Source organism: Niabella beijingensis, from assembly GCF_020034665.1.
Classification (GTDB): domain Bacteria; phylum Bacteroidota; class Bacteroidia; order Chitinophagales; family Chitinophagaceae; genus Niabella; species Niabella beijingensis.
This window is the reverse complement of sequence record NZ_JAIQDI010000002.1, coordinates 63,877-75,862: the sequence shown is the minus strand read 5'-3', so window position 1 is coordinate 75,862 and position 11,986 is coordinate 63,877. Positions and strand designations below refer to the sequence as shown.

Annotated in this window: 12 protein-coding genes; 4 read left to right on the top strand and 8 right to left on the bottom strand. The window is 47.3% G+C overall.

Translation table 11 applies throughout. From position 1 onward, the window contains the following. Nucleotides 1–14: 14 nt before the first annotated feature. Nucleotides 15–845 carry a helix-turn-helix transcriptional regulator gene (locus K7B07_RS16440; protein ID WP_223711528.1) on the top strand — a complete coding sequence of 277 codons (831 nt, stop codon included), beginning with the start codon at nt 15–17 and terminating at the stop codon, nt 843–845. Nucleotides 846–1,032: 187 nt separating this feature from the next. Further along, nucleotides 1,033–1,479 (top strand): hypothetical protein, encoded by a 447-nt coding sequence (locus tag K7B07_RS16435; RefSeq protein ID WP_223711526.1) that lies wholly within the window; start codon nt 1,033–1,035, stop codon nt 1,477–1,479. Between the two features lie 54 nt (nt 1,480–1,533). Here the strand turns inward: K7B07_RS16435 and K7B07_RS16430 are convergent, their stop codons facing one another. Both K7B07_RS16430 and K7B07_RS16425 read right to left on the bottom strand, forming a co-directional pair. Then, entirely contained in the window at nt 1,534–3,441 is a 1,908-nt protein-coding gene (locus K7B07_RS16430; protein ID WP_223711524.1) for a DNA topoisomerase IV subunit B, read from the bottom strand. Nucleotides 3,442–3,574: 133 nt separating this feature from the next. Then, nucleotides 3,575–4,705, bottom strand: coding sequence for an RCC1 domain-containing protein (locus tag K7B07_RS16425; protein ID WP_223711522.1), 1,131 nt, complete (start codon nt 4,703–4,705; stop codon nt 3,575–3,577). 183 nt (nt 4,706–4,888) lie between these two features. On the opposite strand from K7B07_RS16425, the gene K7B07_RS16420 reads away from it, so the two are divergent. Further along, nucleotides 4,889–5,554, top strand: a complete 666-nt coding sequence (locus tag K7B07_RS16420) for an outer membrane beta-barrel protein (protein WP_223711520.1) — start codon at nt 4,889–4,891, stop codon at nt 5,552–5,554. A 24-nt stretch (nt 5,555–5,578) separates the two neighbouring features. Here K7B07_RS16420 and K7B07_RS16415 read toward each other — a convergent pair whose 3' ends face one another. The 5 genes from K7B07_RS16415 to prfB form a co-directional block, all read right to left on the bottom strand. Beyond that, nucleotides 5,579–5,833 carry a hypothetical protein gene (locus tag K7B07_RS16415; protein WP_223711518.1) on the bottom strand — a complete coding sequence of 85 codons (255 nt, stop codon included), beginning with the start codon at nt 5,831–5,833 and terminating at the stop codon, nt 5,579–5,581. Between the two features lie 101 nt (nt 5,834–5,934). After that, complete coding sequence (locus K7B07_RS16405; protein ID WP_223711516.1) at nt 5,935–6,840, bottom strand: DUF6624 domain-containing protein; 906 nt, start codon at nt 6,838–6,840, stop codon at nt 5,935–5,937. A 69-nt stretch (nt 6,841–6,909) separates the two neighbouring features. Next, nucleotides 6,910–7,437: a bifunctional pyr operon transcriptional regulator/uracil phosphoribosyltransferase PyrR gene (gene pyrR, locus K7B07_RS16400; RefSeq protein WP_223711514.1), complete on the bottom strand. Its 528-nt coding sequence runs from the start codon at nt 7,435–7,437 to the stop codon at nt 6,910–6,912. A 78-nt stretch (nt 7,438–7,515) separates the two neighbouring features. Next, the gene (gene pruA / locus K7B07_RS16395) at nt 7,516–9,147 is read right to left on the bottom strand and encodes an L-glutamate gamma-semialdehyde dehydrogenase (protein ID WP_223711512.1); all 1,632 of its coding nucleotides are present in this window, start codon (nt 9,145–9,147) and stop codon (nt 7,516–7,518) included. 168 nt (nt 9,148–9,315) lie between these two features. Further along, nucleotides 9,316–10,405 (bottom strand): peptide chain release factor 2 gene (gene prfB, locus K7B07_RS16390; protein ID WP_223711511.1). Its coding sequence is split into 2 segments (ribosomal slippage): nt 9,316–10,344 and nt 10,346–10,405, totalling 1,089 coding nucleotides; the frame shifts between segments, so codons are not numbered across the junction. A gap of 145 nt (nt 10,406–10,550) precedes the next feature. Between prfB and K7B07_RS16385 the strand changes: the two genes are divergently transcribed. After that, a complete protein-coding gene (locus K7B07_RS16385) occupies nt 10,551–11,267 on the top strand; it encodes a hypothetical protein (protein ID WP_223711509.1) in 717 nt (238 codons plus the stop codon). 102 nt (nt 11,268–11,369) lie between these two features. On the opposite strand, the gene K7B07_RS16380 is transcribed toward K7B07_RS16385, so the two are convergent. Beyond that, nucleotides 11,370–11,861 (bottom strand): hypothetical protein, encoded by a 492-nt coding sequence (locus tag K7B07_RS16380; RefSeq protein ID WP_223711507.1) that lies wholly within the window; start codon nt 11,859–11,861, stop codon nt 11,370–11,372. Nucleotides 11,862–11,986: the final 125 nt, after the last annotated feature.

Genomic DNA, 11,986 nt, shown 5'->3' with positions numbered 1-11,986 from the left:
TAACTTTACAATTCATGGATCAAAAAGAAACGCGATACCAGGAGTTTTTGCCGGCACTGCCGTTAAGGCCTTTTATTGAAAACTACTACATCATTGAAACGGATGGCAGTGAGTTGTTCGAAAAAAAGGCATATGCCAGCGGCTGTGTTGAGATCATGATCCGCCTTGGCGGCGGCAACTGGTACGTGCGCAACAAAAACGGCATCCGGTTAAATCCGCCTATTGAATTATGGGGACAGATCATCGAACCGCTCACCTACTTTTGCGATGGTCCCGGGTGTATGATGGGAGTGCGCTTTTATCCGCATACAGCAGCGCTTTTTTTACGGGAGGAGATGCATCTTTTTAACGACCAGGTAAGTGACCTGTACCAGGTACTGGGCAATCCCATACAATACCTGTATGAAGAGCTGTTGAACAAAACAACACTCCAAGAACGTCTTCAGGCATTCGATTCCTTTTTTATAAAAAGGATACACGGCTATGAAAAGCAGAAGCGCCATATCCTCCTGCTGGATGGCGTGATCCGTGAATTTAAACGGGAGGATTTTTGGAACAACATTCAACATGTTGCTGAAAAATTCGGGATCTCTTCCCGCTATCTTCAAAAACTGTTCGTTCAGTATACCGGCTTGTCGCCCAAGCTTTATATGCAGATCGACCGGTTTCAAAACAGCCTGAAGCTCCTGGAACAGAATTCCCAGTCACTTACTTCTATTGCCTATGAATGCGGCTATTTCGACCAGGCTCATTTTATCAAAGCATTCAAATCCTTTACCGGAACCACCCCCTCCGGCTTTTTAGCGGCACCTGCACCGCTTATCCTCACGCCCGAAATCAGCTGAGTTCCGATCTGTACAATTTTATGGCACTGCTGCCATAGCATCTTTGTTGAAAATAAACAACAATATGCAACGGCAATCCACATCACATTCCGGTTCCCGCCCGCTGATATTCGCAGCAGCCGGAAACCTCAGCTTACCCGGCAATATACTGCCCGTACAATTCTGTAAATCTTTAAAATCATTTATCATGAAATCATATACCATCATTATGGCCCTGTTCCTGACATCGCTGGTAGCGCAGGCTGCAAACAATTACCCTCCGGTTAATGAAAAAGTTTTGAAGACATTTAACCGGTTATTCACCGCTGCGCAGGACGTTCAATGGAGATATACCGGCGACTTTTGCGAAGCAAATTTTCAGGCAGAAGGCATCCGGCTCCGTGTAGCGCTGGATTATAACGGCAACCTGATCCGCACGATCCGCTATTACAAAAAAGGGCTGCCGCCTGCTATTCTTAATACGGTAAATAAAAAATATGCGCATGCCGAAATATATGGTATTACCGAACTATCGGATGCGAACGGCATCCAGTATGACATTGTTCTCTACGAAAAGACCCGGATGCTCCGGCTGATCCTGAATGCAAACGGAAACGTAACGGCCTCCCACCGGTTTAAACGGGAGATCATGTAAAAACAATGCTCCGTTTATCCGGTGCGGGATGACCGGATAAACGGAGCTTCCGTGTCAGGCAGCAGCTTCCTCTTCTGCCTCGTCGATCTCCACCACCAGGTTATCAATAATAAATTCCTGGCGATCCATTGTATTTTTACCCATATAATATTCCAGCAGTTGCTGGATATGGTCTCCCTGTTCCAGGCGCATCAGTTGTTTACGCATATCGCCGGAAATGAACTGGGAAAATTCATCCGGACTGATCTCACCCAGCCCCTTAAAGCGGGTTACTTCCGGTTTTCCGGACAATTTCTTTATCGCCGCTCTTTTTTCCATTTCGCTGTAGCAATAGATGGTTTCCTTTTTATCCCTTACCCGGAACAACGGCGTTTCCAGTACATACACTTTCTCCTGTTTTACCAGCTCGGGAAAGAACTGCAGGAAAAAGGTCATGATCAGCAGGCGTATGTGCATCCCGTCCACATCGGCATCGGTAGCAATAACAATATTATTAAACCGCAGCCCGTCCATTCCTTCCTCAATATTCAGTGCATGCTGCAACAGGTTGAATTCCTCATTTTCATACACTACTTTTTTTGTGAGACCAAAACTGTTCAGCGGTTTACCCCGTAAACTGAATACAGCCTGGGTTTCCACGTTCCGGGCCTTTGTGATGGATCCGCTGGCACTGTCCCCCTCTGTAATAAATATGGTGGTTTCGTTCTGCTTTGAAATAAATTCTTCTTTTCCTTTGGAGGGAGGATCCTCGTTTAAGTGAACCCGGCAATCCCGGAGCTTGCGGTTGTGCAGGTTTGCTTTTTTTGCACGTTCATTGGCCAGCTTTTTAATGCCTGCCAGGTCCTTACGTTCCCGTTCGCTTTGCTCGATCCGTTTTTTTAATGCTTCTGCCGTTGAGGGATTTTTGTGAAGATAGTTATCCAGCTCCCTCGACATAAAGTCGCCGACAAACTGTTTCATGCTGGGGCCGTTGATATCCACATTCTGGGAGCCCAGTTTGGTTTTTGTCTGGCTCTCAAATACCGGCTCCACCACCCTTACAGCAACGGCGCCTACGATGGCTCCGCGGATATCAGACGCATCATAATCCTTTTTATAAAATTCGCGGATGGTTTTTACAAACGCTTCCCGGAATGCCTGCTGATGGGTTCCGCCCTGTGTGGTATGCTGCCCGTTTACAAAGCTGTACAGCTCCTCTCCGTAATCATTTCCATGGGTCAGCGCCATTTCAATATCCTCCCCTTTTAAATGGATGATCGGATACCGGATCTCATCTTCATTGGTCTTGCGTTGCAGCAGATCCAGCAATCCGTTGCGGCTGACATAGGTTTTGCCATTGAACAGGATCTTTAGTCCTGCATTCAGGAAACAATAATTCCAGATCAGGTTCTCCAGGAACTCCGGGTGAAACTTAAAGTTTTTGAAAATAGTATCATCCGGAATAAAAGTAACAAGGGTGCCATTGTCCTCGCCTGTTTTGGATTCCTTACTTTCTTTTACCAGCACTCCGCGCTCAAATTCGGCAGTCTTATCTTTCCCGTCCCGGACAGCCACCACTTTAAAATAGTTGCTGAGTGCGTTGACCGCTTTTGTACCCACACCGTTCAACCCTACTGATTTCTGAAAGGCGCGACTATCATATTTGGCGCCGGTATTGATCTTGCTTACTACATCCACCACCTTTCCCAGTGGTATACCACGTCCATAATCCCTTACAGTTACCGTATTGTCCTTGATGGTCAGTTCGATCGTTTTTCCGTACCCCATCATGTATTCGTCAATACAGTTATCCATTACTTCTTTTACCAGCACGTAAATCCCATCATCCGGGCTGCTGCCATCGCCCAGTTTTCCGATATACATTCCCGGACGCAGGCGGATGTGCTCCTTCCAGTCCAGGCTTTTTATACTGTCTTCATCGTACGTTGCTCCTGTCTTTGGTACTACGGTTTCTTTTGCCATGAATCAAATCCTTTTTATATACTTGTCCTATCCGGCGGAAGGTTCCGCCCTTAAATGAAACGTTCAAAAGTAAAAATATTTTGGGATAATTATAATCTATATTTTCCGGCCATATTCCCGCAGGTTTTGTTATTTACCGGACCAGGGAGAAAGCAGGAACGGGCTGGCTGGCATTTTCAGTGTTCCCCAACCCCAGTTCCCCGGAAGCATTACGGCCTGCAGAAAAAACCATTCCGTCTTTTTTTAAGAACACCGAATGATAATGCCCTGCCGCAATGGCCATAACCTCAGATGCGATCTGCACGGGTGTTACCAATGCCGGTTCTGCGGATCCGGTTCCACACTGACCATAATTATTTCTTCCTGTTGTCCATAGTGATCCGTCTTTTTTCAGGATCAGGCTATGATAGGCGCCAGCAGCTATTGCAGCGACATTGCCGGCAAGCCGTATGGGACTCGGCCGGTTCTCCTTGGTCCCATCTCCCAACTGGCCATATAAATTCTGCCCGCTCCCCCACAAAGAGCCATCCGTTTTTAATATCAGCGAATGAAATGATTCTGCTGCAACTACCGCTACATTGTCCATAACTTTCACGAATGTTCTTTTATTGTCTAATGTTCCGTCTCCCAATTGGCCGTAATTATTGCGCCCCGCCGCCCACAGGCTGCCATCGGTTTTCACAATCAAACTAAAGTCTCTTCCAGCAGCCAGCTGTTTCACGCCTGTTGCAACCTGCACCGGAGTGTTCCTGGAAATTCCGGTACCGTCGCCTAATTGACCGTAAAAATTTCCGCCGGTGGCCCAAACCGTTCCGTCTTTTTTTAATATCAGCGTATGAGCGGCTCCGCCCGACATGGATAGCACGTCGCCGGTGATCTTTACCGGTATCTTTGTTTTACTTCCCTGTACATTACCCAGCTGCCCCGAATCGCTTCTCCCCATTCCCCATAAAGAGCCATCCGTCTTTAATACCAGCGTATGAAAATAACCGGCCCGCGCTAGGCTTACATGTTCCGTTATCCGTTTAAAATTCGAATCGCGACCTGCGATGCTGCCACCCAGCTGCCCATAATTGTTGGTACCTGCTGCCCACAGGGAGCGATCGCCTCTGATGGCCAATGTAAAATAAGCATTTGCACTCAATGCATCCCAATTTACGGTACTGTAAATATTGCCCGGTGTTTCATTCTTTTTATTACAGGCAAAAAGGAAGCAACAGAAGAGTATCATCAAAATAAAAGGGCGGAACAATGTTTTTATCATAGCGCTGCGTCATTCAGGATTTAGAAACAGATATGCAAAAATAATGAATTGTACGATTTGTGTCCCGCGAACTACGCGATCAGCGGGGTAATACGGAGATATTCTTTATTTTTGTTGCACCGGCAGCATTTTGTGATACTATGAGCCGCCAATCTGATTGAAAAACAGTAAACCCGTGAAGTAATGCAACAAAGGCTGATTTTAACCATCGTCATACTATTGATTTTTCCCCTATCCGGCATCACACAAAACACCAGCACCCGTTTCGGGATAAAAGGCGGTATCAACTATTCAAAACTAAGCGCCCCAAAGACCACTGCCACTGCTCCGGATCAGCATCATTGGCTTATGAGCTATCACATGGGTATCATTGTGGATATAGCAATGAATGAACAGGCTTTTTTACGTATGGGGCTTGACTGGCAGGGTAAGGGAACAAAATACGAGAACCTGCTAACAAAGAACGGCAGGGCCGCCCCCATGTATTTTGAATTGCCCCTAAACTTTATGCTAAAGAAAAATGCGGGACGTTCCGATCTTTATATTGGTCTGGGTCCTTATATCAGTTATGGTATCGGAGGTAAGAACCGGTATGCCGCACTGGTTGCGAATGGAACCGTTTTTTCAGAGAAGATCACCTGGAACGATCACCCCCCGGTTGCGGTACAGCCGGGCAACGGAGGTTATTTCAGAAGATTTTCATGGGGCGCTAATGCGGTCTGCGGCATTGAGTTTTCCGGAAAAATAGCGCTAAACCTTCAATATGGATATGGTTTGAGCAACGCCCGGCCGCTGGCCGATAATTATTATCAGCGGGAATTAAGTGCCGGTATCGCCCTTTTTCTTTAACTCCCAGTTCCCGGCAACAACAGATCAGGAAGTGATTTTATTTTTTTCCTGCCATGAATCGATCACCGCCCCGATACCTTTCACTTCTTCATCCGGCAGATCACCCCATATCTGTTTCCAATATCCTTCCTCATAACGCAGCTCTGTAATTTCCTTTGATCCCGAGCTGCATTTATAGAAAGTAATACCGTCTGTGGTTTCGTCGGACACTACCTGAAGCTGCGTTGGCTTTCCATGTACAGCGGCCTCAATGGTGAACTGTTCTTTTCCTGTTTCCATAATGTGCTCTTTTAAGTTAAACTACCTAGGGCTATCCCTGAAAGCCCACCAAGATCAGGCCAAAGAACCGGCACCGCTGTTAAGATTTCCTGTGCCGGACGTTAGTTCCCGGGCAACAGGACCTCATCATGATATACTTCGGCATTTTTATTTCTGAAGCTGTATTTAAATCCCGGGTATCCATCTCCTTTGAATATAAGCCCTTTCTGAAGGACCGCGCGGTTTGCCAGAACCCTGAAATATCCCCGTTCATTAGTTGTGCCGGCGAGTTTTCCGGATGGCTCATAAATAGAGATCCGGGGAAGCCGTTGTCCCTGCTGGTTGCTGACGAGACCGTAAAACACAATGTTTCCGGCCAGCGAGTCATAAACAGGATCGGACCAGCAAATACGATAACCGGTAAGCGCCTCCTGTATCGGGCGCAATCCCATTGCTTTTCGGCGCGCATCCAGCTGAAGCATTTTTTTTACCGGCCATAGAACCGTATTCCCTTCATAGTCGCCTCCCATCTGGGTTCCGTAAAGCTGAAACCGTCCGCGGAACATTTGTACCCGGTCGTACAGATAGGCAAAATAGTTTTTGGGAGCCTTTCCCTCCGCAGCCGCCTGTTCCAGCACCGGAAGGTATTTTTCACGGGTAAGGGAATCTGCATGCTGAATAACAAGCCATAGTGCTTTGGAAGCTTCCGGCGAAATCAGCCGTTGATCCGGCCAGCCATAGGTATCAAGGATACCGGATACCCCGAGGGTGTTGATGGAGTCGATTGTGTGGATGTAATTCCAGTATTGACGCACCGTATCCGCATCAGTCCCGTACTTTAAAGCCAGCTTATTCAGCGTGTCACGGGGTCCCTGATCTTTTGCCAGTACACCTTCCAGCTCGCAGGACAGCTGTTCATATGGGATCGCGATCTGTGCTTTCAGGCCTTTACAGACCAAAAAGAATAAAAGCAGAAAACACCATTTTAATTTATAGGGCAGCATATTGTCTCCTACAACAATTTGCAAAAACAAAAAGTTCAGGCCATAAAAAAAGGCGTAAGTAGTTCCTACGCCCTTTATATTATTTCCAATAAGTTATCCTTCCACCATCGTTACCTGGTCCTTATCGCTGTTCTCCGTCCAGCGCACCAGCACCTTCTGGGTTTCAAAGGAATCGATATATTTTCCCACATAATCCGCCTGTATCGGAAACTCCCTTGTAAACCGGCGGTCGATCAGTACACACAGCTCCACTTTCTTAGGGCGGCCATAATCCAGCAGCGCATCAAAAGCGGCACGGGTGGTGCGCCCGGTATACAAAACATCGTCGATCAGCACCACGTCCTTTCCCTCAATCGAGAACGGTATATCCGTTTCGTTGGCGGTATGCAGCTCATTGCGGACATCATCCCGGTAAAAGGTAATATCAAGCTTTCCGTAGTCGATCGGCTGGCTGCCGGACAGCTGCTGAATTTCCGCGTAAATACGGTTCGACAAAAAGATACCACGGGGCTGCAAACCAATGATCGCGATCCTGGAAAAATCTTCGTGATTTTCCACGATCTGATGCGCCAGCCGCTTTATCGTAATAGCAATCTCTTCGGGTTTTAGAATCTGTTTCAAAATAAAAAAGTTTAAGGTCCAAGATTTAAGATTTAAGGTTTTTGGGAACCCTCAACTTTAAACCTTAAACAAAAAATATTATTCCTCTGCCATAAACGGATAACGATAATCTACCGGAGGGTTAAAGGTTTCCTTAACGGTACGCACACTCAGCCAGCGGTAAAGGTTCAGGATCGATCCCGCTTTATCATTGGTACCGGATGCACGCGCACCGCCAAAAGGCTGCTGCCCCACCACCGCACCGGTCGGCTTGTCGTTAATATAAAAATTTCCGGCAGCATTGGACAGGCGTTTTGTCGCCAGCTCAATGGCCGCGCGGTCTGTAGCAATAATGGATCCCGTTAAGGCATAGGGAGAGGTCTCATCTACCAGTGCCAGTGTTTTTTCAAAACTTCCGGCAGGGTATACATACACGGTAAGCACGGGTCCGAATATTTCCTCGCACATCGTAACGAATTTCGGATCCTTTGCTTCAATAACCGTAGGCTGGATAAAGTAGCCTTCTTTTTTATCGCAGGCGCCCCCAACCACAATACTGGCCTTGGGGTCTTTTTTTGCTTTATCGATATATCCTTTGATCTTGTCAAAACTCTTTTCGTCGATCACGGCATTGATGAAATTACTGAAATCCTCCACAGTGCCCATTTTAAATGATTGCACCCCTTCGATCAGCAATTTCTTTACATCCTTCCACAGGTTGGAAGGAATATAGGCGCGGGATGCCGCAGAGCATTTCTGCCCCTGGAACTCAAAGGCCCCTCTCAGCAACGCGGTGGCCACTACATCAGCTGAGGCACTTTTATGCGCTATTACAAAATCCTTTCCCCCGGTTTCGCCTACGATGCGGGGATAGGTCCTGTATCTCGGAATATTCCGGCCGATGGTTTCCCACATATGATTGAATACGCCGGTAGATCCGGTAAAATGTACACCGGCAAATTCCCGGTGGTTAAAACATACATCCCCTACCACCGGACCATCGGCATAGATCAGGTTAATGACACCTGCCGGCAAACCTGCTTCCTGCAGGATACGCATAAAAAGCTGGGCCGAGTAGATCTGGGTATGCGCCGGTTTCCACACCACCACGTTGCCACACATAGCGGCTGAAGTAGGCAGGTTTCCACCGATCGCCGTAAAATTAAATGGCGTTATTGCCAGCACAAATCCTTCAAGCGGACGGTATTCCAGACGATTGTGCATCCCGGGTCCGCTTACCGGCTGTTGTTTATAGATCTCGCTCAGGAAATGAACATTGAAGCGGAGAAAGTCGATCAGTTCGCAGGCGCTGTCGATTTCTGCCTGGTATGCATTTTTGCTCTGGCCAAGCATGGTGGCCGCATTCATATGCCCCCGGTACTTTGTGGCAATGAGATCCGCGGCCTTTAAAAAAATACCGGCACGGCTTTCCCAGCTCATTCCTTCCCAGTCTTTTTTTGCTGCCAGCGCCGCATCCACAGCCTGTTGTACGTGTTTTTTATCGCCTACTGAAAACTGCCCCAGCACATATTTATGATCGTGCGGGGGGCGCAGGGTTTCTTTTTTTGAGGTACGGACTTCCGCTCCGCCGATGTACATGGGCACATCCGCTTTCTCACTCTTCAACAGTGCGATGGCGGCCTTAAGATTTTCCCGTTCTTTACTTCCGGGGGTGTAGTTCAGCACCGGCTCATTGGCCGGCAAAGGATATGAAAATGATCCCTGGTGCATATTATTTCAATTTGAGAACCTGCCAGCGGGCAGGCGGGTTTGAAAATTTAAAATATTATAAATGTGGCTCTTTGCTATTTCAGATAACTGTTTCTGTATTATTGTTCGCTCCTCTTTCCGGGCTCCGGGCTGGCCCATTAAGACGCCGCCCCCGTAAATACAGAATGATCAGACCGTTTCTTTCCGCTGCATTAAATAGGCTTTAATAAAGCCATCCAGCTCTCCGTCCATTACCGGCTGCACATTTCCCACTTCATATTCCGTACGGTGATCTTTGATCATTTTATAGGGATGGAATACATAGCTCCGGATCTGGCTGCCCCATTCGATCTTTTTCTTGTTGGCATTGGCGGCATTCTTCAGTTCCTCGCGTTTACGCAGTTCTTCTTCATATAACCGGCTTTTCAGCATTTGCATGGCTTTCTCCCGGTTGCCCATCTGTGTACGTTCGGTTTGGCAGACCACCACAATTCCTGTGGGAATATGCGTAAGGAACACTTTTGTTTCCACCTTATTCACATTTTGTCCGCCGGCACCTCCGCTCCGGGCAGTTTCCATTTTAACATCAGCGTCCTTGATCTCAATATCGATGGTATCATCCACCAGCGGATAAACGAATACCGATGCAAAGGACGTATGCCGGCGTGCATTGCTGTCGAACGGTGAGATCCGTACCAGCCGGTGCACCCCGCTCTCCGCTTTCAAAAAGCCATAGGCAAACGGTCCTTCAAACTGTAATGTGGCTGTTTTTATACCTGCCCCATCCCCCCATTGCCAGTCCAGCTCTGTGATCTTCCAGCCCTGTTTTTCGCCATACATCCGGTACATCCGGGCGATCATCTCTGCCCAGTCCTGACTTTCCGTTCCGCCGGCGCCCGAATTGATCTGGATCACAGCCGGGAGTTCATCCTCCGCTTCGTTCAGTGTACTTTTAAACTCCGCATCTTCCAGTATGTTCAACGCCTGATCGTAGGCTTCCTGGGTTTCGGTTTCGGTGGCATCACCCGCCTTCCAGAAATCAAACAGGACCGCAAAATCCTCTACCGCTGTTTCCGCTTCGCGGAACAGGTTCATCCAGTATTCGTTGGTCTTTAATGTTTTTAAAATCTCTGTGGCACGCTGATTGTCGTCCCAGAAACCGGGACTTAACGAAAGCTGTTTATCTTCATTTATTTTCTGTTGACGGTTCTCGACGTCAAAGAAACCTCCTTATCCCGAGAACGCGGGACCGCATATCCTGTAATTTTTCCTGTGTCATAGGCTGCAAAGATACGGCCTATTTCCGATTTGCAGCAGGTTGGGCAAACGATTGTTCATCCAGTTTGCTGTTTTTAAAAAATGCGGCTGCCGTTTGCTGCGATCCGATGTTCCGTTACATTTGTAATACCAACAGCTCTCTTGTCATGAAATACAAAATCAAACTGTCAAAACCACTTGATCTGCAACAATTAAAAGATGAGGTTGAAAAGGGCGGACGCTTTATCGTATATCAATATTGCATATCGCTTGTTTTTGCCGTCACATTCAGAAAACTGTCCCCCGCTATTTTTATTCCCTGCAGGGAAACGGGCATCCGCTACAAATACCGGTACAACCTGCTTTCCGGCATTCTCGGATGGTGGGGATTTCCCTGGGGGCCCATTCACACCATGAAAACCCTGCGGATGAATAACGCGGGCGGAATCGATGTAACCAGTGATGTGCTGTTGAATATAACAGAAGAATCCCTCAGCAGGTTCTGCGTCGAGCTCAAAAGCACCACCCTGCTCTTCTCCCATCCCGAAAAAGCATATATCCCCTCGTTTAAGAAAGCCTTTCACCAAAAACTGCTCCCCGAATTCCAGCCGCAACAGCTGGTTGTGGGTCTTTTTCTGAATGTTCCCGAGGGTACTGCACCCTATTATGTGATCGGTATTGCCACGCGGTGCGGCTTTGATCAGACTGTTGCAGCGATGCGGAAGGCCCTTCTTACGCAGTTTTATAAACACGTCCGTTTCGACTTTATTGAACTGGATGCGCCACAGCAACTGAGCCTGGAGCTGCCCCCATATGATACCGGATGCCTGAAAGCACAGGGGCTTTTTTTTAAAAAGGAGCATCCTGCCACTATGCCCGGCTAATTTATCCAGAGATGTTTTATAGGGTTGAACTGAGCCGGCCGGAGCGGCAGATACGGCTGCCAGGTTCCTTAATTCCGTCGGGCAACTGTACACATCCCATCTTTACTGCTTATAAATAACAAAAGTTCCGGAAAAGGGTTGTGATAGTTCTTCCATTTTCCCATTGATCCAGAACTGCTTCAGTGTATATTCCGTTTTACAGGGATCCGAATGGTCGGCACTGGCACTTATTTTTAAGGTATCAATATCCGATGCGTCATATTTGATATAAAACGCAGCGGACTGACTAAAAATGGGATGATCATTATCTGCTGAGACGGCTACCGTATCCTTCAACCCGCCCTGAACTGCTCCTGTATTATATAAAGTATCATACGTCCCTGAAGCGCTCTTGTAAAAAAGACGTATCGTTTCTTTCTTATACACCCCTTTTGTAATAAGATTTTCGGATGTGTTTTTATCCTTAATTACAAATCGCAGGGTGGTAAGATAGCCAATATTGTTGCATTCGATCAGATTTGTCCCGGGAGGATCGCAACTACAGATACTCAAGGCAAGTACGCAGCAGATGAGCACCATTCTATATTTTTTCATTGGCATATATTGTTTTGATTCCATTTTACTAAACGCAGCAGCCTTTTAAAACGCAACACGTAATAAACAGCTGGTTTGATCAGGTTCTTAAACTATCTTTGCAACAACCGTTCATCAGCGGTTCA